Source organism: Thauera linaloolentis 47Lol = DSM 12138 (assembly GCF_000310205.1).
Taxonomy (GTDB): Bacteria; Pseudomonadota; Gammaproteobacteria; order Burkholderiales; family Rhodocyclaceae; genus Thauera; species Thauera linaloolentis.
The window spans coordinates 1-23,274 of sequence record NZ_AMXE01000063.1 but is presented as its reverse complement, the minus strand read 5'-3'; the positions used below and the strand labels follow the sequence as shown (position 1 = coordinate 23,274).

Sequence of the window (23,274 nt, the reverse complement as noted above, 5' to 3'; positions counted from 1 at the left end):
CCGGCAGCCGCCGTTGGCGCGACGGCCGCCTCCGGCCGGGCACGCGCTCCGCCGGGGGCGGACAACCACCGCCGTGCGGCACGCGGCGCCCCGCCTGCGGGCATGTCAGAGATCGGCAATGCGTGCGCGTTCATCGGCAAGCTCCAGCACTTTGGTATGGAAAACCGCGAGGCTTTCGCGGTGGGCCACGCTGACCAGCGTCAGGCCGGGCAGGCGCTCGATCAGCAAGCGGTACAGCAGCGCCTCGTTGCGCGGGTCGAGCGAGGCCGTGGCCTCGTCGAGGAACAGCCACACCGGCTTGTGCAGCAGCACACGTGCAAAGGCCAGGCGCTGCTGCTCGCCGGGCGACAGGCGCTTGGCCCAGTTGTCGTACGCATCCAACTCGCCGGCCAGGGCTTCGAGCCGCACCGCGTGCAGCACCGCGATGCATTCGTCGACGCTGAACCGTTGCGCGTCGCCGGGGTAGCACAGACAGGCGCGCAGCGAGCCGACGGGCAAGTAGCTCTGCTGCGGCAGGAACATTTCCCGCCCCGCCGGCATGGCGATCTCGCCACTACCGTGCGGCCACAGCCCGGCCAGCGCGCGCAGCAGGGTGCTCTTGCCCACGCCCGAAGGGCCGCGGATCAGCCAGCGTTCGCCGGGCGCGATGCGCCAGTCCAGGGTGTCGCCCAGCGCACTGCCGTCGGGTAGCCGCAGGCGCAGGCCGCGCACCTCGATCGCGGTGGCATCCGGCGCGGGCTCGAGCAGCGTCCGCGCGTCGGACGGATGGGCCAGCACGCGCTCGAACTCCACCAGGCGCCGGTACACCGAACGCAGCAGGGCCAGTTCCTTGTACTTGTAGATGAACCACGACAGCGACACGCGCACCCGCATGAAGGCCTGCCCGAGCTGCATGTAGTCGCCGAAGGTCATCTGGTGGGCGAAGTAGCGCGGCCCGACCAGCAAGGTGGGCACGATGGCGCCGACCTCGGTATAGAAGCTGTCGGCGATGGTGATGCGCTTGGTGTAGGTCATGATCTCGCGCCAGTTGGCGCGGATGGCCTGGAAGGAATCGCGCAGGCGCGTTTCCTCTGCCTTTTCGCCGCGGTAGAAGGCGATCTGCTCGGCGTATTCGCGCACGCGCACCAGCAGCACGCGGAAGTCCGCCTCGCGCTGCTGCTGGGTGTAGTCGATCGTCACCATACGCCCGCCGATCTTCTCCATCGCCCACGAGCCCGCTACGGCGTACAGCACGGCCGCCCAGAAGATGTAGCCGGGCACTTCCAGCGTGGTGCCGCCCAGGGCCAGCGACAGCGTGCCGGACAGCCCCCAGACGATGACTGCGAAGGAGGCGAGCGTGACGATGTTGCTCAACAGGCCCAGGCCGAGCTCCAGAGTATTGCTGGCCATCAGGCGCAGGTCCTCGGCGATGCGCTGGTCGGGGTTGTCGGCACCGTGGCCGCGCTCGAAGCGGTAGTAGGCCCTGCCGTAAAACCAGCGGCCCAGGAAAACGTCGGTCATCCAGTTGCGCCAGCGTATTTCCAGGTATTGCGCGGTGTAGGTGCGGGCAGCGTCCAGCATGATGCCGGCCGTGGCGATGACCGCCAGCTCGAGCAGGCGCTGGTAGAAGGCATCGACGTCGTAATTGGTCAGCACGTCGTAGAAGTCCTTCTGCCAGTAGCTGAGGCGCGTATAGCGGTACACGATCAGCAGATCGAAGGCGATCACCAGCATGAGCAGCCCCCGTGCCGGCCAGCGGTCCTCCGACATCCAGTACGCGCGGGCCAGACGCCAGGCGGCGCCCAGGCGGGCGCGCCGCGAGGCTGGCGGGGTGTTTTCCCGTTGCCCGAGCGCCGGCGCGGCGGCGGCCCGGGCGTGGTCCGGCTCAGTACGCGGCACGGAGCGTCAGGAGGAAATTGCGCGGTTCGCCATAGAAGTTGTAGATGTTCGGCGTGCCGACGGAGGCGTAGTACTTGCGGTCGAGCACGTTGTTGACCAGCAGGCTCAGCGAGTAGGTCTTGTCGATCTGGTAGGCGATGCGCCCGTTGACCACGCCGTAGCCGCTGTTCAGCAACTGGTCGCGCCAGCCGCGCGAGCTTTGCGTGCTGCTCTGCGCCAGCAGGCCGAGCCCCACACTGAAGCCGGCCAGATCGCTGTCCTGGGCGAAACGGTAGTTGGCCCACAGCTTGAACTGGTGCTTGGGCGAGGCAATGGAGTAGCTCTTCCCCTGGCTGCTGCGGTCCTTCAGGTAGCGTGTGGTCAGGCGGGTATAGCCGGCGGTCAGGTCCAGGCCCGGCAGCGGCGAACCGCCGACTTCGGCCTCCCAGCCCTTGCTCTCGATCTCGCCGGCGTTGAGATAGAAGCTGGAGGTCGGATAGGCGGGATCGGCGTAGGCGCGGTCCTCGTCGCGGATGTTGAAGGCGGCCAGCGACGCGGCGAACTTGCCGTCGAAGAACTCGGCCTTGCCGCCCAGTTCGTACTGGTGGCCGGTGCGCGGGTCCAGCGTGCCGCCGTCGGCCTTCTCCTGCGTCTGCGGCGCGAAGATGCTGGTATAGCTGCCGTACAGCGTGAGGTTGCGGTTCAGGTCGAACAGCAGGGCGCCATAGGGCGTGATCTCGTTGTCGGCCTCGGCGCCGTCGCGCCACGCGGTGGGGTTCGACGGCGCCCGGTTGCGGGACTTGGCCTTGAACGTGGTGGTGCGCGCGCCCAGCACCAGGGTCAGCGGGTCGGCGAGGCTCAGGCGCACCTGGGAATAAAGGCCGTGCTGCTTGGTTTCGTTCTCGCTGCCGGAGGCGTAATCGATGTGCGGCTCGACCAGGCTGCTGGTGTCGCCGAATGGAACATCGAAGAAATCAGGACCCCAGGCGAATTTCCCCTTGCTGTTGTAGACCTCGGTGTTCCAGCCGACGAGAAAATTGTGGGTCCGCCCCAGGAGTTCGAACGGGCCGCTGGCATACAGGTCCAGGCCGTCGCGGGTGTAGTCGTAGTCGCCGCGCTGGCTCCAGTAATCGACCAGGTTGGTGACCGGGTGCACGCCCGTGCCGACGAAGGCGTACTTGTAGTACTGGTGCTGCTTGCGGTGATTGACCACCGCCTTGGCCACCCAGCCGTTGTCGAAGCGGTGCTCGGCGCTGGCCGTGGTTTCCTCGGTCTTGTAGCTCATCCTGCCCCAGTCCGGCGCATGGAAGGTGGAGCGCGACACGTCCAGCAGCGGATACACGCCGTTGTCCGGATCGGCCAGATTGCGGATGGCGGGCAGGCCGGACCACGGCGCATCCACGTCCTGGTCCTGCGCGGCGAAGGACAGCGACAGCGTGGTGCGCGGGCTGATGTCGTATTCGAAGGCGGCCAGGCCCAGCCATTTCTTGCTCTGCGTGTGGTCGTAGAAATAGCGGCGGTCCTCATTGGAAACCACCAGCCGCCCGCGCAGGCTGCCATCCTGGTTCAACGGCCCGGTGACGTCGCCCGCGGCGCGGTAGTTGTCCCACGACCCCGCACTTGCCTCCCAGGAAAAACCGAACGTGTCCCGCGGCCGCTTCTTGACGAAGTTGACCACGCCGCCGGGTTCGCCGGAGCCGCGCAGCACGCCCGCCGGCCCGCGCAGCACCTCGACGCGCTCATACGCGGCCAGGTCGAGTTGGTGCGAGGGCGTCATGCCGTTGTAGGAGGGCACGCCGTCGTACATGACGCCGAGCCCGTAGCCGCGGACGAAATACTGGTTGCTCACCGTGTCGTTGGCGATGACGTTGACGCCGGTCGCCTGGCGCATCGCCTCGGTGACGGTGGCCATGTCCTGGTCTTCGATCTGCTTGCGGGTGATCACGGAGACCGACTGGGGAATCTCCCGCGCAGTGAGGGGCTCCTTGCTGCCGACCGCGGCTCTCTCGACATAGCCCTCTTCGACGGCGCCGCTCTTGACCACCACCGGGGAAAGCAGCTTCGGCTCGTCCGCGCTCTTTTCGTCCGTTTGCTGCGCCAGTCCCGCCTGGGCCTGCGCCATCAGCAACAGTGACGCAACGAGGCGCAGGCGCGGCAAGGCGCGCGGCGATGGATGGGAGCGGGTTTTCTTGTTTGATGTTTTCGCGTGTAGCATGGGTGACTCCCTGGATGTGTTGCCGTACATGCGGCGCGGCCCCGCCGCGTGATGCTCGGGATGCGGCCTAGGCCACCACCGAGAAGCCGCTGTCCTCGATGCGCTGCCGGATCGCCTGCGGATCGGTGCGCCCTGCGTCGTAATCCACGGTGACGCGCCGGGTCTCGTGCGCCGCCTCGGCCGCGAGGACGCCGTCGCTGCCTTCCAGCACACGCTTCAGGCGCCCGGAGCAGCCGCCGCACTTCATGCCATCCACGGTCAGTTCGATCGAACTCATGAAAATCTCCTTGTCATATTTCGGGTTTGCAGTGATGAAACCGGTGTAAAACCGGACACGTCGGACCACAGGCCATCAGCCGGCGGCGCGATCTGCCCTGCTCACGTTCCTTTCGTATCGGTATGGCCTGCGGCGCTGCTGCCGCAGCATGACGGTGCGGCCGGGGCGGCATCCGGCACCTCGGCCCGGATGTCGGCCAGGATCGGACAACACGCCGGCGAGCCGCTGCCGGGGCAGGCGGCCACCAGCCGGGTCAGCCGCTGGCGGATGGCATCGAGGTGCGCGATCTGCCGTTCGATTTCCGCCAGGCGCGCGCTGGCCCTGTCCTTGACGCCTTCCACGCCATGCTCGGGATCGGACGAGAAGTTCAGCAGGTCGGCGATTTCGTCGAGGCTGAAGCCAAGCGCCTTGGCGCGCAGGATGAAGCGCACCCGCTTGACTGCCTCTTCGTCATATTCGCGATATCCGGACGCACGCCTGCGCGGCGCCGGCAGCAGGCCCTCGCGCTCGTAGTAGCGCAAGGTGTCGACCGGCAGGCCCGTCTCGCGGGACAGCGTGCCTATCGTGAAGTGGGAGGTATGGCTGCGGGTATTCATAAGCCGAGCTTACGAACGGACCGCACTCCAGAGTCAACGAACTATTATTGATAAGTAAATCAGCAACTTCCCGTTTTACGGTGCTGCTCCGGATGGCACCGGAATACGGCGAAGGCAGGACGGCGGCCGGGCCGCCGTCCTGCCGGGCGCAAATCAGCGCCGCTGCGCGGCCAACATTCGATTGACCGCTTCCAGATGCTCCGGCTCGTTGTGGCACATGCCCTGGAAGGCCGCGCACAGGTCGAGGAAATCCTTCAGCTCCATGCGCTGCGCCATCTTCATCAGGCGCTTGGTCAGGCGCAGGGCTTTCGGCGGTTGGGCGGCGAAGCGGGCGGCCAGCGCCTGCGCGCGCGGCAGCAGTTCGTCCGGCTCGACCACGTCCAGCACGATGCCCAGTTGCTTCGCTTCGGCGGCATCGACGATGCGGCCCGACAGCGTCAGTTCGAAAGCCTGCTGGTAGCCGATCAGGCGTTGCATGAACCAGGCCCCGCCATCGCCGGGGATGATGCCGAGCTTGAGGAAGGTCTCGCCGAACTTGGCCTTCGTCGATGCGATGCGGATGTCCGCCATGTTGGCGAGATCGAAGCCGGCGCCGATCGCCGGGCCGTTCACCGCGGCGACGACCGGCACTTCGACCGCCTGCAGCGCCAGCGGGATGCGCTGGATGCCGCGCCGGTAGCGGGTGGCGACCTCGGCCACACCGCCGGCGAAGTCGCCGCCGCGCTCGGCCATGTCCTTGACGTTGCCGCCGGACGAGAACGCCGCGCCGGCGCCCGTCATCACCAGCACTGAGATGTCGTCGCAGCGGTTCACCCATTCGGCCACGGCGCAGATGTCGTCGATCAGGGCCGAGCCGGTCAGGGCGTTGCGCAGGTCGTCGCGGTTGAAGGTCAGCGTGGCGACACGCGCATCGACGGCCAGCAGGGCATCGGTCAGTCGGGGCAGGTCCATCGGGTCGTCTCCTGGGCATTCATCATGGTCTGGAACCGTGATGATGCGCGGATCGTCGGTGCCGGGTCTACCGGGCCGGGGAGCGCGACTTCAGCGCACGCGCGGCGTGCGGAAGCGCCACCAGGGCAGCACCCGGGTCATCGACAGCACTTCGCCGCTGGTCATCGGCGCATAGCCGGGCAGGCCGGCGAGGCGGCGCTGCCATTCCGCCATGCGCAGCAGGGCCAGCAGCGCTTGCGTGGCGGGTTGTTCGAGGCTGCTCTTGAGGCAGGCGAGGAAGTAGTTCTCCTCGACCAGCGGGATGAAATCCAGGCCGCGCACGCGCGCGTTGGCCTCGATGCCGAAACCCGCGTCGGCGGTCCCCGTGGCGACGGCGTGCGCGACCGCGGCGTGGGACGGCTCGGCGCTGTCGTGGCCGCGCACCGCCTCGGGTGCAATGCCCGCCTCCGCCAGCAGTTCGTCCAGCAACACGCGAGAACCACTGCCGAGCGCCCGGTTGACGAAGCGCACGCGGGCGCGGGTGAGGTCGTGCGGCGTCCTCAGGCCAAGCGGATTGCCGCGCGCGACGATCAGCCCCTGCGTGCGGCGGGCGAAGCCGATCAGCTTGTTGCGCCCGGGCTGCAGCAAGGGCTTGTAGGTACGCTGCGACAGCGAGCCGTGCGCCGGCTGGATGCGGGTGTGGAAGCCCGCCATCTCGCAGCGGCCCTCGTTCAGGGCGCGGATGGCGTCCACGCTGCCGGTGAAGCGGATGTCCAGGTGCAGGCGCTGCGCGCGCGCCTGCTCGCCCAGTGCGATCAAGGCTTCGTCGTGGCTGGCGAAGAAGGTCAGCACGTGGGCAGATTCGTCGAATGCGACGGCGAAGGCGCGTTCGATGTTGGCGCGCAGCGCCTCGATCTGCGGCAGCAGCCGCGCCTGGGCCTGGCGTTCGGCCCACAGCAGCTTGGCGCCGAAGTCCGTCAGGCGGGCAGCATGCCCTTTTTCCCAGTGGATCAGCGCGCGGCCGAATTCGGCATCCCAGCGCTTGAGTTCGCCCCATACGTGGCGGTAGGACAGCCCCAGGCGGCGCGCCGCGGCTGAAATCGAACCTTCCTCGCTCACCGCCTGCAGCAGATCGAGCAGCGAATTACGCACCAGGGCGGGCGCGGCATCGGCGCCGAGAACGTAGTTGAGGCTGATCCTGTGCATGGCATTCACCTGGGCGGCATCGCCCGAGGGCCTGGTTTCGGTCCCGTCGCGCGCGGGTCTCGTGCCGACCGCTTCCATGGTCAGGCGACGACCGCCACGGACTTCACCTGCACCCACACCGGCAGCGCGGGCCGTATCCCCAGCTCGTCGACGGATTTGCGGGTGACGCGCGACACCAGCACCTGCGCCCCGCAGCGGACCCGGACCAATGCCTGCGACGGATGCGAATCAGCCAGCACCGCGTCGACGATGCCGGGCAGGTGATTCTGGATGCTGCTGCGCTGCGGCGCGTCCAGCACGAGGCTGACATCCTGCGCCAACACGCGCAGCCGGACCCGGCAGCCGGTTTCGAGGCCGCCGTCGCGCACGAAGAGGCTGCCGCCGTCGAAGCGGACGCTGGCCAGATGCCAGCGCGCATCGCGTTCGACGATGACGCCTTCGACCACCGCCGCCTCTTCGCCCGCCAGCACCGGCAGGTCGCCCTGCACCAGCACGGCGCCGACCGGCCCCGCGGCAAGCGCCCGCCCCTTGTCGAGCACGACCACTTCGTCGGCGAGGCGGCTCAGTTCGTCGATCGAATGGGTGACGTAGAGCATGGGAACGGCGAGCTGGTCGCGCAGGCGTTCGAGCCAGGGCATGATCTCGCGCCGGCGCGGCAGGTCGAGCGAGGCCAACGGCTCGTCGAGCAGCAGCAGTTGCGGACGCGTGGCCAGGGCGCGGGCGATGGCCACGCGCTGGCGCTCGCCGCCGGACAGCTGGGCGGGCCGGCGCGCCAGCAGCGCGCGAATCCCGAGCAGCTCGATCGCCTCGTCCAGCGCCGCCCGTCCGCCCTCCACCTTCGCGCGGCGCAGGCCGTATTCGAGGTTGCGCCGCACGTCCAGATGCTCGAACAGGCTGGACTCCTGGAACACGTAGCCCAGCGACCGGCGCCAGGTGGGCAGGAAGACGCCGCCGGCATCGTCCTGCCAGACCGCGCCGCCGATGCGGACGAAGCCCTCGCGCGCGCGTTCCAGCCCGGCCACGCAGCGCAGCACGCTGGTCTTGCCCGAGCCCGAAGCCCCGAACAGCACCGTGATGCCGCGCGCGGGCAGCGCCAGATCGACATCGAGATCGTATTCGGCCCGCGGCAGGCCGAGCCGCACCCGGTTCATGTCCGCGCTCACCGCACGAAACTCCCGCCGCCGCGCTTGAGCAGCGACAGGCACAGCAGGATCACGAACGAGAACGCCACCATGCCACCCGCGAGCCAGTGCGCCTGGGCGTACTCCATCGCCTCGACGTGGCCGTAGATCTGAGTGGACACGACGCGCGTCTGGCCTGGAATGTTGCCGCCGATCATCAGCACCACGCCGAACTCGCCGACCGTGTGCGCAAAGCTGAGGATGGCGGCGGTGAGCAGGCCGGGCCGCGCCAGCGGCAGCGCGACGGTGAAGAAGGCGTCGAGCGGGCTGGCGCGCAGCGTGGCGGCCGCTTCGAGCGGCCGCGGCCCGATCGCCTCGAAGGCATGCTGGATCGGCTGCACGGCGAACGGCAGCGAGAACACGATCGAGCCGATCAACAGGCCGGTGAAGGTGAAGGACAACGTGCCCCAGCCCAGCGCCAGGGTCAGTTGCCCGAGCGGGCCCTGCGGCCCCATGAGGACCAGCAGGTAGAAGCCCAGCACCGTAGGCGGCAGCACCAGCGGCAGGGTGACCAGGGCGCCGATCGGCGCCCGCCAGCGCGAACGCGTCTGCGACAGCCACCACGCCAGCGGCGTGGCGATGACGAGCAGCAGCACCGTCGTCAGGCCGGCCAGCTCGAGCGTCAGCCAGATCGCCTGCCAGGCGCCGTCGTCGAGCACCGCCATGCTCAGAGCGCGTAGCCGTAGGACCGGATGATGCCCTTCGCCGTATCGCCCCGCAGGTAGTCCAGCAGCTCGGCCGCGGCCGGATTGCCCTTGCCCTTGCCGAGGACGAGCGCATCCTGCCGGATCGGCTCGTACAGTTCGTCCGGCACGATCCAGGCCGAACCCTCGGTGATGCGCCCGTCGGCGAACACCTGCGACAGGGCGACGAAGCCCAGCGGTGCGTTCTGCGTGGCGACGAACTGGTAGGTCTGGCCGATGTTCTCGCCCTGCACGAACTTGCTGGCCAGGCTGTCGGCCAGGCCGAGCTTGTTCAGCGTCTGCATGGCCGCCGCGCCATAAGGCGCGAGCTTGGGATCGGCCAGCGCAATACGTTCGAACGTGGCCTGGCGCAGGACTTCTCCCTGCTCGTCGACCAAGCCGGGCTGCTTGCTCCACAGCACCAGCTTACCGATGGCGTAGGTGAAGCGCGTACCTTCGACGCCATCGCCCTCACGCTCCAGGCGGGCAGGCGTTTCATCATCGGCGGCGAACAGCACCTCGAAGGGCGCCCCGTTCTTGATCTGGGCGTAGAACTTGCCCGTCGAGCCGAAGGACAGCACGAGCTTGTGGCCGGTGTCCTTCTGGAAGGCTTCGGCGATCTTCTGCATCGGCGCGGTGAAGTTCGCCGCCACCGCGACACTGACATCGGCGGCATGCAGCGGCGCACCGAACAACAGACCGGCACAAAGAAGGGAAACGGCGGGGATGGAAGCGTGGGATTTCATCGTCGGGACTCGCTATTCCAAATTCGAATAACGAGTTTAGCAACTCTGTCGATACAGGGGAATCTGCGTGCAGCCCAACCGGAAGCGATCACTTTGGCGAGCTCTCACCCCCTCAATCGAACGAGAGGCCATTCTTTGCACCCTGAGCGGCAGCAGGGCGCGACCGTCGGATCGCAGCATGTGTCGATCGCGGCCGCGGCGTCGCGCACCTCGGGTGTCCATAAGCAGCACTTCGGCTACTACCGCAGCTTGGCGAAGCGCTTTCCCTTTGCCATCTACCACCGCTTGGACGGTGACGAAATTCAGGTCTGGCGGGTGCTCGTGCAGGACACCAGACAGGCATCGATCAGCCCGCCGCCACCGGCACCGCCGTGTTGTCGATCACCCGCCGCAGCACGAAGCTCGAATGCACGCCAGTCACGCCGGGAATGCGGGTAATGCGGTTGAGCAGCAGTTCCTGGTAGCCGTCCATGTCGGCGACGACCACCTTCAACTGGTAGTCGGCGTCCTGCCCGGTGATGAGCAGGCATTCCAGCACCTGCGGAATCTTTGCGACTTCGCCTTCGAAATGGGTGAAGCGCTCGGGCGTGTGGCGGTCCATCGAGATGTGGATCAGCGCCATCAGCGACAGGCCGAGTTTCTTGGCGTCGAGCAGCGCGCGGTAGCCGAGGATGAGGCCGGACTCTTCCAGCGCCCGCAGCCGCCGCAGGCAGGACGATGGCGACAGGCTGATGCGGTCGGCAAGATCCTGGTTGCTGATGCGGCCGTCGTGCTGCAGCACTTCGAGAATCTGCCGGTCGTAGCGGTCGAGTTGCATGATCGATCCCTGGTTTTAATCGTCTAGGCAGATCATTCCACCAAAACATCGTTTAGTGAATTTTTCTGCGCAAAAACACCCTCCCGCACTGCAACAACGCAATCGTCTGCCGCGGCCAGGCGCGTAGACTTTCGTCCATCGAATCACGCCATGCCCACGAGGATCGCACCATGATGTTGCAGAACCCCGCCGCCAAATACCGCCCCTTCCCCGCCGTCCGCCTCGCCGACCGCCAGTGGCCCGGCAAGGTCATCGACAAGGCGCCGATCTGGATGAGCACCGACTTGCGCGACGGCAACCAGGCGCTGTTCGAACCGATGAACGTCGAGCGCAAGATGCGCATGTTCCGCACCGTGTGCGACATCGGCTTCAAGGAAATCGAGGTCGGCTTCCCGTCCGCGTCGCAGACCGACTTCGACTTCGTGCGCCATCTCATCGAAGGCGGCCACGTGCCCGAGGACGTCGCCATCCAGGTGCTCACCCAGGCACGCGAGGATCTCATCCGCCGCACCATGGATTCGGTGCGCGGTGCCAAGCGCGCCATCGTCCACGTCTACAACGCCACGTCGCCGACATTCCGCGAGGTGGTGTTCGGCATGGACAAGCCGCAAGTCGTGGCGCTTGCCGTGTCGGCGGTGCGCCTCATCAAGCAGATCGCCGCCGAGATCAAGGCCGAGTGCGGCACCGAGATCGCGCTCGAATACAGCCCGGAGACTTTCTCCGCCACAGAACTCGATTTCGCCCGGGAAGTCTGCGACGCCGTCACCGCCGAGTGGGGCGCGACGCCCGACGACAAGGTCATCCTCAACCTCCCGGCCACGGTCGAGGTCTCCACGCCCAACGTCTATGCCGACCAGATCGAGTGGATGCACCGCAATCTCGCCCGCCGCGACAGCGTCGTGCTCAGCCTCCATCCGCACAACGACCGCGGCACCGGCGTCGCCGCCGCCGAACTCGGCATCATGGCCGGCGCCGACCGCGTCGAAGGCTGCCTGTTCGGCAACGGCGAACGCACCGGCAATGTCGACATCGTCACCCTCGCGCTCAACCTCTATACCCAGGGCGTGGCGCCGGGGCTCGACTTCTCCGACATCAACGCGGTCGCCCGCACGGTCGAATACTGCAACCAGTTGCCCATCCACCCACGCCACCCCTATGTGGGGGATCTCGTATTCACGGCCTTCTCCGGCTCCCACCAGGACGCCATCAAGAAGGGATTCGCCGCCCACAAGGCGGATGCGCCGTGGAACGTGCCCTACCTCCCGATCGACCCCGCCGACGTCGGCCGCAACTACGATTCGGTAATCCGCGTGAACAGCCAGTCGGGCAAGGGCGGCATCGCCTACCTGCTCGAAGCCGAATACGGCATCGTCATGCCGCGCCGGCTCCAGGTGGAGTTCTCGCGCGAAGTGCAGCAGGTCACCGACGCCACCGGCGGCGAGATGTCGGCCGGCGCGCTGTGGGATCTCTTCCGCGCCACCTACCTCGACGCCGCCGAACCCGTGCGCTACGTCGAGCACCACCTGTTCGAACATGGCGCGGCCCAGGGCATCCGCCTCATGGTCGAGGTCGGCGGCACGCAGCACCTGCTCGTCGGCGAAGGCAACGGCCCGATCGACGCCGCGGTGCACGCCTTGCGCGGCGCCGGCATCGACGTGCAGGTCCGCAGCTTCGAGGAGCGCTCGACCACCGCGAGCGAGGACGGCGGCAACGCCCAGGCCTGCGCCTTCGTCGAACTGACGCAGGCTGGCAGCGGCGGCGACCGCTACGGCGTGGGCATCGACGGCAACATCATCACCGCCTCGATCCGCGCCATCGTCAGCGGGGTGAACCGGCTGCAGCCGGCGCTCGTCACCGAGCCGGTGGCCCGCGCCGCCTGACGGCGCCCGCGGCCGCGGGCATGAAAGAAAGAACCGGCCTTCGCGGCCGGTTTTTCTTATCGCCGGGCCATCACGCGCGGCGCAGCCGCCTTGCGCCAAGTATCGGCGCTGTCTTTGGCCATAGCCAAGCAGCACGCGTGTCGCAGATAATGGGAACGATTCCCATCTTTTCGGCGCGCCGGGCCAGCCGCCCTGGCGCGCCGCCAGCCTGTTGGTGGGGACGCCCTTCCAATGGCCGTGGACGCCCGTGGTTGCCCGCTACTACCGAGAATTGCTGAATTTCTGCACCCGCATGGTCAAGGATCGCGATGCTGCGGCCGATGTCGTGCAGGAAAGCTATGCGCGCCTCCTGGCGATCCAGCAATCCAGCGCATCGATCGCCGAGCCACGCGCGCTGCTCTACCAGACCGCGCGCCGCATCATGGTGGACCTATATCGGAGCGACCGCGTGCGCGAACACGCCGACATCGACGCGCTGACCGAAGCCGAACAGCCGGAACTGCCCGCCCACCAGCAGCCCGACGCGATGGTGGCCTCCATGCGGGCCATCGAGGCCTACGCGGCTGCCATCGAAACACTGCCGCCTCGTTGCCGCGAGGCCTTCATCCTGCACACATTCGACGGCCTGCCCTACGCGCAGATTGCCGAGCACATGGGCACATCCGTCAGCATGGTCGAAAAGCACATCGCTCGTGGCCGCCTGGCCTGCCGCGACTGCGAGCGGCAACTCCTCGGGCACCCCGGTCCGCAGGACGGCCGGACAGGATGAACCGCCGATGAAGACACAGGCCCCTCCCCACGATCCGACGGCAAACGATGCGGACGCGCGCGAATTCGCGGAATACGCGCGCGCGCAGGGCGCGGCGGAGCTGGAAGCGGCGCTGTGGGCCACGCGCCGCTACGAAGGCCTCGATGCCGCCGCCGAAGCCGAGTTCCAGGCCTGGCTTACCGCCAGCCCGGCCCATGCCGTCTGTTACGACGGCCTGGAGCAGAGCTTCGGCCGCGTGCGCAAACTACCGGAAGGCACGGTGCGGGCGCTCAAGGCCGGCCTGCCGGACGCCACGCCGGCGGCCCGGGCGGTACCATCCCGCCCCGCCTCGCCCGGTCGTCGCGCCTGGCTGCTGGGCCTGGGCCGTTTCCTCCCGCAGGCGGCAAGCGCCGCCGCCATCGCCACCCTGGTGCTTGGCGGCTGGATCGGCTGGGATCACTGGCTCGGACAGCCCACCTTCGAACGCCTCTACGCCACCGAACGCGGACAGCGCCTGAACGTCACCCTGCCCGATGGCAGCACCCTGCAGCTCGACGCCGCCACGCAGGCCGAGGTGCGCCTGTACCGGCAGCGGCGCGAAGTCCGGCTGGCGGACGGCCAGGCCATGTTTACCGTACGCAGCGATCCGGCACAGCCTTTCGAGGTACTCACGGACGCCGTGCGCATCTCCGTCGTCGGAACACGCTTTTCGGTGCGGCACACGCAGTCGGGCCTGGACGCGGGCAAGACAGTCGTCGCCGTGGAGTCCGGCCGGGTCCGCGTATCCACGGCCGGGCACCAAGCGCCCGGCGGCGCGGCGTGGCACCTTGCGGAAGCGGTCGAACTGGCTGCCGGCCAAGGGGTTTCAGCCGACGAGGCCGGGCGTCTGGCGCCCGTCGTCAGCCTCCCGGCCGACGGCGTGGCCCCCTGGCGCGCAGGGCGCGTCAGCTTCGACGACACCACCCTCGCGCAGGCGCTGGCCGAATTCGAGCGCTACGGCGATACCGGCCTGGTCGTGCATGATCCGGCCGTGGCCGCACTGCGCCTGGGCGGCAGTTTCGACCTCGGGCAAATCGGCCTCTTCGCCCAGGCCCTGCCCGAGCTGCTGCCGGTGCGGCTGGAACGGCGGAGCGGCAGGACGGAAATCGTGCGTGCGCGCTGAACCTGCGGCCCCGCGAAAAAAACTGAAAAATCCGCATCCGGCACGTGAGGGTTTTGCGGTCTCGTACGACTCCACCAGTAGTGCTTCTCATTTCAACTACTGTTTCCGGAGATCCGATACATCATGCGGCAACCGCGCCTCATCCTCGCCCCCCTGGCCATCGCTACCGCCCTGGCAATGGGCCTCAACACCCCGGCCAGGGCGCAGCCCGCCGCACCTGCGGGCGTCTTCGATGTTTCGATCGCCCCCCAGCCGCTGGGACAAGCCCTCAATGAACTCGCCCGCCAGGCCGGCCTGCAGCTGCTCTTCCCGCCCGCGCTGGTCGCCGGCAGAATCGCCCCCGCCATATCGGGCACGCTGACGGCGCGCGAAGCGCTCGACCGCCTGCTGGCCGGCAGCGGCCTGGTGGCCACCATGGCCGGAAGAAAGGTCACCGTCCGCCAGGCGCCGTCGCCTTCCTCGTCCACCGGCCCGACGCTGGCGGCAGTGCGCGTGACCGCGGATGCGCTGCGGGACGGCCTCACCGAAAGCACCGGCGCCTACACCACCGGCACCACCAACGCGGCGACGGGGATGAATCTGTCGCTGCGCGAGACACCACAGTCGGTCACTGTAATCACGCGGCAGCGCATGGATGATCAGGGTTTGAAATCCCTGACGGATGCGGTCGAGCAAACCCCCGGTATCCACGTGCAACGGATGGGACCCGTCATCGGTGGATATCAACGAATTTATTCCCGCGGCTACGCCGTCGATAGCTATCAGATCGATGGCGTACCCACTTCCGCCAGGGCATTGACCAGCTATGACTACACAGGCACGGCATCGCTGGACGCTGCCATCTACGACTCGGTGGCGGTCGTACGGGGCGCAACCGGCCTGTTGACCGGTGCGGGGGATCCCAGCGCCAGCGCCAACGTGATGCGCAAACGTCCGACGAACGACTTCCAGGGATCCTTGGAGCTTGGACTTGGCCGTTGGGATCAACGTCGTGCCGTAGCCGACATCGGTGGTCCGTTGAACGTTGCCGGTTCGCTGCGTGGCCGCCTCGTCGCCGCCTACGATGAATCTGAATCCTGGTACGACCGCTACAAGGGAGATCGCCATCTGTTCTACGGTGTGCTGGATGCGGATCTGAGCGAGAAAACGACGCTGACGCTGGCCTTCGAATATGCCCGGGAAAAAAGCAACGCACTGGAAAACCAGGGGTTGAACGCCATTTACACCGATGGCACGCCGACACCGTTTTCCCGACACGACAGCGGCATTCCCGAATGGGGCCTGTGGGACCAGAAAAGGCAGGCGGCTTCCCTGAGTCTGGAACACCGGTTCAACGATGACTGGCAGGTCAGGCTGAATTACGGCCATTCCAAACGCGAAACACCCGTGGTCAAAAGGGCCTACGTCAATGGGATCGATCCGGGCAATACGACCTCATGGGGCGTCATGGCCCGCACAGGATACGAATCCGATGTGGACACCCTCGATGCCCGGCTGAGTGGACGCTACACATTGTTCGGCAAGCGGCATGATCTGGTCGCCGGGTTCAACGCGTCCTCTTATGAATATGAAAATCGCCCTGATTTCTTTGGCATCGAATTCCCGATCGGAATGCCCATCGTTAATGGCGTCCCGCAATACGTGGAACCGGACTGGGATGCCATCACGGCCAAGAACGGATCGTATACCCGAGAGCAGACGAAGGAGTCCGGCCTCTATCTCGCAACACGTCTGCAGGCAAGCGTGAACCTCTCGGTCATTCTCGGTGGACGCTGGAGCAATTGGCATTACAAAAGAACGAGCATGCCCGGTGGCAATGTGGGTGACGACAGAAAATACAGCAACGAGTTCACCCCCTACGCCGGGGTCGTTTATGACCTAACCAAGCAAATCTCGGTATATGGCAGCTACACCGAGATCTTCAAACCGCAATCCGTCAAAGATGCCAGTGGCGATCTGCTCGATCCGGAGCAGGGCACCAACCGGGAGCTCGGCTTGAAAGCGGAATGGTTCGGCGGTCGCTTGAATGCCAGCGTGGCGATGTTCAAGACCGGCAAGGATAATCTGGCCGTCGAGGACACGGGCAAGACCACTCCCGATGGCAATCAGGCTTATATCGCCAAGGACGATACCGGAACCAAGGGGTGGGAAGTGGAGATGGCGGGGGAACTGATGCCCGGCTGGAACCTGCAAGGCGGATACACCCGCGTCATCTCCCGCGACAGCGATGGCAAGCGCCTGAACACTATTCGCCCGATTCACCAGTTCAAGCTGTTCAGCACCTATGCCCTGCAAAAGATACCGGGTCTGACATTGGGCGGCGGTATCCATTGGCAAAGCAAGATTCACGACGACGGGTACGCTCGTGACATACGCCAGCACGTTACCCAAGAATCCTACATTGTCGTCAATCTGATGGCGCGCCATGCCTTCAACGAACGGTTGAGCCTGATCGTCAATCTGAACAACGCCTTCAACAAGACGTATCGGACGAATCCGGCTTTCCACGACTATGGCGCCCAGCGAAACCTGTACGCCACGCTGAAATACCAGTTCTGACGCATTCCGCCGCGATGACTGCCGCTCAGGCGACCGGATGGTTTCGGCCATCCGGCCGCTCCAACGGCTTCCCCGGCCAGCCCCGCGCTCGTGCCCCCTGCACCCACTCGGCCGCCGGGGTGGCCAGCCAGTCAGAACGCCTGCAGAAATGATTCCGTCATCTCGATGGTGCGGTCGCGCAAGACATACAGCCTGGCGAGACCGGCGCGCGCCTCGTCACCCCTGCCGCGCTGGTGCAACTCGATGAGCTCGGCGGCAAGCGCGTGCACCTGCTGGTGCAGGAGGTCGAGCGCTTGCAGGCGATCGCCGCCGAGAGCGTAGGGATCGGCGATCACGCCATCCAGCCAGCGGCCGAAAGCGCACTGGTGCGGATCCAGCACCGGCGGCACGTCGGATTCGCCCTCCAGGTACCTGCCGATGGAAATGATCCAGCCGCGATGCTCGACGCCGGCGTACAGCAGGTTCCTGGCCTCGGTGCCGACATGGCGCTGCCGGGTCCAGCGCTCGGGCGGCTCCCAGGCCGCGGCCCACGCGGGCAGTTCTTCGGGCGGCATCGGCCGCGCGATGGCGTAGCCCTGCGCGCATTCGCAGCCCAGGCGCAGCAGCAGTTCGCCATGGTCGACCGTCTCGACCCCCTCCGCGATCGCGCCGCGGCGGAAGGCCCGCGCCAGGCCGAGCACGCCATCGAGAATGGCGAGGTCGTCGGCGTCGTGCAGCATGTCGTACACGAAGCTGCGGTCGATCTTCAGCATCTGCGCCGGCAGGCGCTTGAGATAGGTCAGCGAGGAATAGCCGGTGCCGAAGTCGTCGAGCGCAAAACCCACGCCGAGGCGGACGCAGGCGCCCATGACCTCGGCGACGTGGCTCATGTCCGCCAGCGCGCTGCTCTCGAGCACTTCGAGCTGCAGCATCGCCGGCTCCACCCCGGGATGCAGGGTCAGCAGGGTCGCCAGCCGCTGGGCGAAATCGGGCCGCTGCAGGTGGTTGGCGGCGATGTTGACGCTGACCGGCACGTGCAGGCCCTGGTCCCGCCAGTTTTCGATCTGTGCCAGGGCGGTGTCGATCACCCATTCGCCGAGCGCGATGCCCAGGGGATGATGCTCGAGCGCCGGCAGGAAGCGGGCAGGCGGCAGCAGCCCCTGCTCGGGATGCTGCCAGCGGATCAGCGCCTCGGCGCCGATCACCTCGCCGCTGCGCATGTTCACCTTGGGCTGGTAATGGAGCACGAATTCCTGCCGGCTGAATCCGAGGCGGATGCGTTCGAGGCTTTCGTGGTGGCTGCGCAGGTCGTGGTCCTGCTCGGCATCGAACAGGTGGTAGCGGTTCTTGCCCGCCAGCTTGGCCTGGTACATGGCCTGGTCCGCCTGGCGCAGCAACTGGTCGGCCTCGATCTCGTCGCGCTGGGGGAAGGTCGTGACGCCGACGCTGCCCGACACCTGCAGCGACTGCTCGTCCACCACGACCGGCTCGGCGATCGTCGCCAGCAGGCGCGACACCAGGAAACGGCTGCTGTTCTGGTCCGGCAGGTCACAGAGTACCGCGACGAACTCGTCGCCCCCCAGGCGCGCCAGCGTGTCGCTTTCGCGCAGCCCCTTGCGCATGCGCGCGGCAATCACCGTCAGCAACTGGTCACCCGCATCGCGGCCGTACCGGTCATTGACCGTCTTGAAGCCGTCGAGGTCGATGTAGGCGACCGCCAGCGGCATGCCGCTGCGGTTGGCGCGCAGCATCGCCTGCTGCAGGCGGTCGGCGAACAGCGCACGATTCGGCAGTCCGGTCAGCACATCGTAGTGCACGATGTGTTCGAGCTGGCGCTCGTGCTCCTTCTGCTGCGTGATGTCCGACAGGAAGCCGACGTAGCGGTGCACGCGCCCGCCTCCGTCGCGCACCGCGCTGATGCTGAGCAGTTCGGCGAACAGCTCGCCGTCCTTGCGCCGGTTCCAGACCTCGCCATGCCAATGGCCATGCGCCAGCAGGCTGCGCCACATGGCCTGATAGAAGGCGCGCGAATGGCGATCGGAACGCAGCATGCGGGGATTGCGGCCGAGCACTTCCTCGCGCGTGTAGCCGGTAATGCGGGTGAAAGCCGGATTGACATCGATGATGATGCCCTGGGCATCGGTCACCAGAATGCCCTCGCGGGCATTCGAAAATACCGCCGTGGCCACACCGGGCTCGACATCGGGAGTCATCGTGGTCTGCAAAGCTCGAACGGCCACCAAAAGTTCATTGATGGCATCATTTCCCGCAACGCCGCGCGTGGCAAGCATGCAATACGCACGCAATGCGTGCGGCGTGAGCTAGGTCACGGGCCGGGGCGAAAAAATGCCCTCTGCGTTTGGTCCGCCGCCCGGCCGCAGCCAAGGCCGAACGGCGTCCGGACGATGGCTCAGTGCATGCGGCCGATCTTGCGATAGAGCGTGTTGCGGCTGATGCCGAGCCTGCGGGCGGCGGCCGAGACGTTGCCGCTGACTTCGCGCATCACCGCCGCGATCGCCTCGAGCTCGATCTCGTCGAGGCTGCGGGCCGGCATGGATGGCGAGGCAAGCGCCGCCGCCGCGGCCTCCGCCCCCCCGGCCGGAACCGCGGCCTGCTGCCGGCCGCTCTCGGCATCGTCCATCGGATCGGCGCCGAACAGTTCCTCTGGCAAATGGACCGGCAGGATCTCGGTCTCGTCGTCGTCGAGCAGCGCGGCGGCCACCCGGATCACGTTCTGCAGTTGCCGGACGTTGCCCGGCCAGGGGTAGTTCTCGACGAAGTCCAGCACCTGCTCGCTGATGCGCACCTGCCCGGCCCGCGGCGTATCGCCGAGCTCGACCTCCAGGATCTTGGCGACGATGGAGCGGATGTCGGAACGCTCGCGCAGGGGCGGCACGGTGACCGTCAGGCCATTGACCCGGTAATACAGATCCTCGCGGAAGATGCCGGCCTTCACCGCGTCCCGCAGCATGCGGTGGGTGGCGCAGACGAGCGAGATATCGACCGGGATCTGGCGCTGCCCGCCGATCGGCGTCACGCAGCGTTCCTGCAGCACCCGCAGCAGGCGCGCCTGCATGCCCAGCGGCATGTCGCCGATCTCGTCGAGGAACAGCGTCCCGCCGTGGGCCTGCTGGATCTTACCGATGGCGCCCTCGCGCCGGGCGCCGGTGAAGGCCCCGCCGACATAGCCGAACAGTTCCGACTCGATCAGGCTCTCGGGGATCGCGGCGCAGTTGAGCGCCACGAACGGCCCGTCGCTGCGCGGGCCGGAGAAATGGAAGGCGCGGGCGAACAACTCCTTGCCCACACCCGATTCGCCCTGGATGAGCAGGGGGATGTCCTTGCCGGTGATCCGCGCCGCGCGGTCGAGTGCGAGCTGCAGCCGCGGGTCGCCCGTGGCCAGGCAGTCCAGCGTGATCTCGCCGCTGTGCCTGTTGCAGCGCTTCGCAGGCTGCCCCGGCTGTGTGCGCGCGGCGGATTCGCCGGCGTCGGCCCGCGCACCGGCACGGGACATGCCGACCAGGGGCCCCGCGGCGCGCAGGCGCGAGAAGATGCGCTCGCCGGCGCGCAGATCCAGGGCCTGGAGCGCATGCGGGTCGCGCGCGCAGCGGTCCATGAAGGCACCGAAGGAGAGCCGGAACACGGCGGAGAAATCGAGCCCCTCCAGGCTCACGGGCAATTGCTTGAGCAGTGCCCGCGCGATGCCGTTCGCCCCCACCACCTGCCCGTCCTGCGCGACCGCCAGCAAGCCCTCCTGCAGTCCGCCGATACACTCCGGACGAGTATGGATCGCGACCAGGATCTCGCGCGCATGCTGAATTTCGAACAGGCGCTTTTCCAGCAGCTGGGCGGCGAGCCGGACGAGGCCGAGGGTATGGCGCTGGTTGCTGCGGCTGTCGCCGGAGATGTCCAGCACGCCCGCGACCCCGCCCTCCGGGCCGAACACCGGCGCGGCGCTGCAGGTCAGGATGCCGTTGCGGTCGAGGAAATGCTCCGCGCCGATGACCTCGACCGGCGCCGCCTCGACCAGCGCGGTTCCGATCGCGTTCGTGCCGCGCATGTCCTCGTTCCACAAGGCGCCGGGCTGCAGGGCGACGCGCTGCGCCCGGCCGACGAAATCCGGGTCGCCAAGGCTGTGCAGGATCATGCCCTGGCTGTCGGCCAGGATGACCATGCTGCCCGAGGAGCGAATCTGCTCGAACACGTGTTCCATGACGCCACTGGCGTTGTTGAGCAGCAGTTCGCTGCGTTCGCGGGCATCGGCAAGGCCACTGCGGCCTTCGGGGTCGCCACGGCCATTGGCCTGGTAGTCGACACCTGCATCGCGGCAGCGCAGCCAGGACCGCAAGACCTCGGTCGGCAACACACCGTCCGGGCAGGCGCCTTCCTCGAAGAACCGCCGTCGCGCCTCGGTCACGCGCAATTCGCGGCCGCCAGCGGGCAAAAGCTGACCCATTACTCCCTCCTCCTTGTCTCCCCGCTCAATCGTATTTTTTGTGATGCGGGGCTGTCTCAAAACTTAGCACCTGCCTCGAATCGCAGCAACCGCCATCCGGGACCTGTTGCGTTTCGTGAGCAAGTTCCTTGCCACACTGCGGTGCCGACCACGATGGCACACCGCTTGCAGAGTACCCCTCAACCGGATCCGCCGGTACATCGAAATCCAACGCGCTTCGATATCAGCCATGAGGAACTGCAAAGTGGAAAGCAAATACAAAAAGGAGACAAGCATCCAGGCCCTTCGCAAGGCGGCGCTCGCCCTGCTGCTCGCCGGGGGGACGTCGCTGGCTTGCGCACATGGAGACGTCGTGCCCCAGGCCGTCGATGTCTCCACCCTGAAGCCCCTCGGCGAAGCCTGGCTGGAACGCAACCCCTACAGCAAAGACACCGAGGCGATCCGCATCGGCGACTCCGCATTCAACCAGAACTGCGCACGCTGTCACGGCCTCGGCGCCGTCTCGGGCGGCATCGCACCCGACCTGCGCTACCTGCCCGTCGACGCCGAGGGCGACGAGATCTTCATGCAGCGCATCCGCCACGGTGCGAGCCGCGACGGGCGGGTCTACATGCCGCCGTTCGAAGGTATCCTGTCCCAGGAAGCAATGTGGGCCATCCGCGCCTGGCTGGAGACGGTCGTCGAACAGTGACCGCCGCCGCAAGCAGCGGCACCCGGCCCGCTCCGCCCCCGGCCGCGCGATCGGCGCGGCAGGGGGCGGTTTCACCAGGAGACGACCCCATGAGCCCCGCACGCTACGACCCGGGCGCGATCTCGCTGCACTGGGTCCATGCCGCGCTGATCGCGACGCTGTTCGTCATCGGCCTGTCGATCGACGACCTGCCGCGCGGCCCGGAACGCAGCGCCACGATCGCCCTGCACAAATCCCTCGGCATCATGGCCCTTCTGCTGCTCGCGCTCCGCCTGGCGTGGCGCAGGCTGCATCCGCCACCAGCCGACGGGCGCCTGAGCCCGGCGCAGCGGCGCCTGGCACGCAACGGCCATCGCGCCGTTTACCTGCTGTTGGCGCTCACCCCGCTGAGCGGCTATCTGTCGAGCAGCTTCACGCCCTATCCGATGCGTGTGTTCGGCTATCTCATCCCGAAGGCGGGCTGGCCGGACGAAGGCCTGAACGCCTTGTTCGGCACGGCCCACACCGTGTTCGCGTGGACGCTGCTGGCACTGATCCTGATGCACATCGCCGCCGTCATCCTGCACTGGCTGCAGGGCGTGCCGGTGTTGCACAGGATGCTGCCCGGACGGCGGCGCTGAACGACCCTGCTCCAAACCGGCACACCTGTTCCAATATGGAACAGGTGTGCCTGCACCGCCCACCCCCGCTCAGTCCGGCGCCCCGGCCAGAATCCATTCGATGGCCGCCTTCAGATTCTCGTCGCTGATCCTGGCCGCGTCGTTGGGCGTCATCGGAACCGCCCCCCACACCCCCGAACCGCCACTGCGGACCTTGTTCGCGAGCACGGCCGCGGCATCCGCCTGCCCCTCGTACTTTGCCGCCACGTCGCGGTAAGACGGCCCCACCATCTTCTTGTCCACCGCGTGGCATGCCACGCAGCGGGCCTTCTTGACGATGTCCAGCGACGCGGCCGCCGGCGCCGATGCCAGCACGCCGACCGCCACACAGAATACGACCCGTTTCTTCATTCTTCGTCTCCTCGATGATTCGGCGCCCGGCGGCGCCCGATGGTAAGAATCCCCCACGCTGCTCGCCAAGGGGATGCTTTTTGCTTTGGAACGGCCCGGCAGCAAAAAAAGGGGCGGCGCAAAGGCCGCCCGGAAGCTCACTTTCGTGAGATGGGGGAGAAAGCGTGGCCCGCGCGCCGCCGGCTGCGGCACGGAGGCGGGATGGTGCTCAGAAGAACCCGAGTTTGTTCTCGCTGTAGCTGACGAGGAGGTTCTTTGTCTGCTGGTAGTGGTCGAGCATC

The 23,274-nt window shown here is 67.1% G+C and carries 20 protein-coding genes; 7 read left to right on the top strand and 13 right to left on the bottom strand.

Translation table 11 applies throughout. The annotated features are described in order from the left end of the window. Positions 1-105: 105 nt before the first annotated feature. The 10 genes from C666_RS14320 to C666_RS14275 all read right to left on the bottom strand — a co-directional run bounded on the left by C666_RS14320 (position 106) and on the right by C666_RS14275 (position 10,508). Entirely contained in the window at positions 106-1,878 is a 1,773-nt protein-coding gene (locus tag C666_RS14320) for an ABC transporter ATP-binding protein/permease (protein ID WP_211206756.1), read from the bottom strand. Then, positions 1,865-4,072, bottom strand: coding sequence for a TonB-dependent siderophore receptor (locus tag C666_RS14315; RefSeq protein WP_004341471.1), 2,208 nt, complete (start codon positions 4,070-4,072; stop codon positions 1,865-1,867). The genes C666_RS14320 and C666_RS14315 overlap by 14 nt, the downstream gene beginning before the upstream one ends. Before the next feature lie 67 nt (positions 4,073-4,139). Beyond that, positions 4,140-4,349, bottom strand: a complete 210-nt coding sequence (locus tag C666_RS14310; RefSeq protein WP_004341470.1) for a heavy-metal-associated domain-containing protein — start codon at positions 4,347-4,349, stop codon at positions 4,140-4,142. Positions 4,350-4,450: 101 nt separating this feature from the next. Further along, on the bottom strand, positions 4,451-4,945 hold the full coding sequence (locus C666_RS14305; protein ID WP_004341469.1) for a heavy metal-responsive transcriptional regulator: 495 nt from the start codon (positions 4,943-4,945) through the stop codon (positions 4,451-4,453). A 153-nt stretch (positions 4,946-5,098) separates the two neighbouring features. Further along, complete coding sequence (locus C666_RS14300) at positions 5,099-5,896, bottom strand: enoyl-CoA hydratase-related protein (protein ID WP_004341468.1); 798 nt, start codon at positions 5,894-5,896, stop codon at positions 5,099-5,101. A 90-nt stretch (positions 5,897-5,986) separates the two neighbouring features. Continuing rightward, entirely contained in the window at positions 5,987-7,081 is a 1,095-nt protein-coding gene (locus C666_RS14295) for a substrate-binding domain-containing protein (RefSeq protein WP_028792362.1), read from the bottom strand. Between the two features lie 80 nt (positions 7,082-7,161). Further along, positions 7,162-8,244 carry a molybdenum ABC transporter ATP-binding protein gene (gene modC, locus C666_RS14290; protein WP_245603946.1) on the bottom strand — a complete coding sequence of 361 codons (1,083 nt, stop codon included), beginning with the start codon at positions 8,242-8,244 and terminating at the stop codon, positions 7,162-7,164. Beyond that, entirely contained in the window at positions 8,241-8,927 is a 687-nt protein-coding gene (modB, locus tag C666_RS14285; protein WP_004341465.1) for a molybdate ABC transporter permease subunit, read from the bottom strand. The genes modC and modB overlap by 4 nt, the downstream gene beginning before the upstream one ends. 2 nt (positions 8,928-8,929) lie before the next feature. Next, a complete protein-coding gene (gene modA / locus C666_RS14280; protein WP_004341464.1) occupies positions 8,930-9,691 on the bottom strand; it encodes a molybdate ABC transporter substrate-binding protein in 762 nt (253 codons plus the stop codon). Positions 9,692-10,037: 346 nt separating this feature from the next. Further along, entirely contained in the window at positions 10,038-10,508 is a 471-nt protein-coding gene (locus C666_RS14275) for an Lrp/AsnC family transcriptional regulator (RefSeq protein WP_004341462.1), read from the bottom strand. 170 nt (positions 10,509-10,678) lie between these two features. Between C666_RS14275 and leuA the strand changes: the two genes are divergently transcribed. The 4 genes from leuA (at position 10,679) to C666_RS14255 (ending at position 16,857) form a co-directional block, all read left to right on the top strand. Continuing rightward, entirely contained in the window at positions 10,679-12,388 is a 1,710-nt protein-coding gene (gene leuA, locus C666_RS14270; protein ID WP_004341461.1) for a 2-isopropylmalate synthase, read from the top strand. A 214-nt stretch (positions 12,389-12,602) separates the two neighbouring features. Then, on the top strand, positions 12,603-13,157 hold the full coding sequence (locus C666_RS14265; RefSeq protein ID WP_245603945.1) for an RNA polymerase sigma factor: 555 nt from the start codon (positions 12,603-12,605) through the stop codon (positions 13,155-13,157). Between the two features lie 7 nt (positions 13,158-13,164). Beyond that, the gene (locus tag C666_RS14260) at positions 13,165-14,298 is read left to right on the top strand and encodes a FecR family protein (RefSeq protein WP_004341457.1); all 1,134 of its coding nucleotides are present in this window, start codon (positions 13,165-13,167) and stop codon (positions 14,296-14,298) included. Positions 14,299-14,421: 123 nt separating this feature from the next. Further along, positions 14,422-16,857 carry a TonB-dependent siderophore receptor gene (locus tag C666_RS14255; protein ID WP_004341455.1) on the top strand — a complete coding sequence of 812 codons (2,436 nt, stop codon included), beginning with the start codon at positions 14,422-14,424 and terminating at the stop codon, positions 16,855-16,857. 131 nt (positions 16,858-16,988) lie between these two features. Here C666_RS14255 and C666_RS14250 read toward each other — a convergent pair whose 3' ends face one another. Next, positions 16,989-19,049 carry an EAL domain-containing protein gene (locus tag C666_RS14250; RefSeq protein ID WP_004341453.1) on the bottom strand — a complete coding sequence of 687 codons (2,061 nt, stop codon included), beginning with the start codon at positions 19,047-19,049 and terminating at the stop codon, positions 16,989-16,991. A gap of 197 nt (positions 19,050-19,246) precedes the next feature. Next, the gene (locus C666_RS14245; RefSeq protein WP_004341451.1) at positions 19,247-21,292 is read right to left on the bottom strand and encodes a sigma-54-dependent Fis family transcriptional regulator; all 2,046 of its coding nucleotides are present in this window, start codon (positions 21,290-21,292) and stop codon (positions 19,247-19,249) included. 244 nt (positions 21,293-21,536) lie between these two features. Between C666_RS14245 and pedF the strand changes: the two genes are divergently transcribed. Together pedF and C666_RS14235 are read left to right on the top strand one after the other, a co-directional pair. Next, a complete protein-coding gene (gene pedF, locus C666_RS14240) occupies positions 21,537-21,983 on the top strand; it encodes a cytochrome c-550 PedF (protein ID WP_004341448.1) in 447 nt (148 codons plus the stop codon). Between the two features lie 89 nt (positions 21,984-22,072). Next, the gene (locus C666_RS14235) at positions 22,073-22,603 is read left to right on the top strand and encodes a cytochrome b (RefSeq protein WP_004341447.1); all 531 of its coding nucleotides are present in this window, start codon (positions 22,073-22,075) and stop codon (positions 22,601-22,603) included. A gap of 69 nt (positions 22,604-22,672) precedes the next feature. Here the strand turns inward: C666_RS14235 and C666_RS14230 are convergent, their stop codons facing one another. Further along, a complete protein-coding gene (locus tag C666_RS14230; protein ID WP_004341444.1) occupies positions 22,673-22,993 on the bottom strand; it encodes a c-type cytochrome in 321 nt (106 codons plus the stop codon). Positions 22,994-23,066: 73 nt separating this feature from the next. On the opposite strand from C666_RS14230, the gene C666_RS20825 reads away from it, so the two are divergent. Further along, positions 23,067-23,274: hypothetical protein (locus tag C666_RS20825; protein WP_211206755.1), on the top strand; the 208-nt coding region annotated here is incomplete at its 3' end.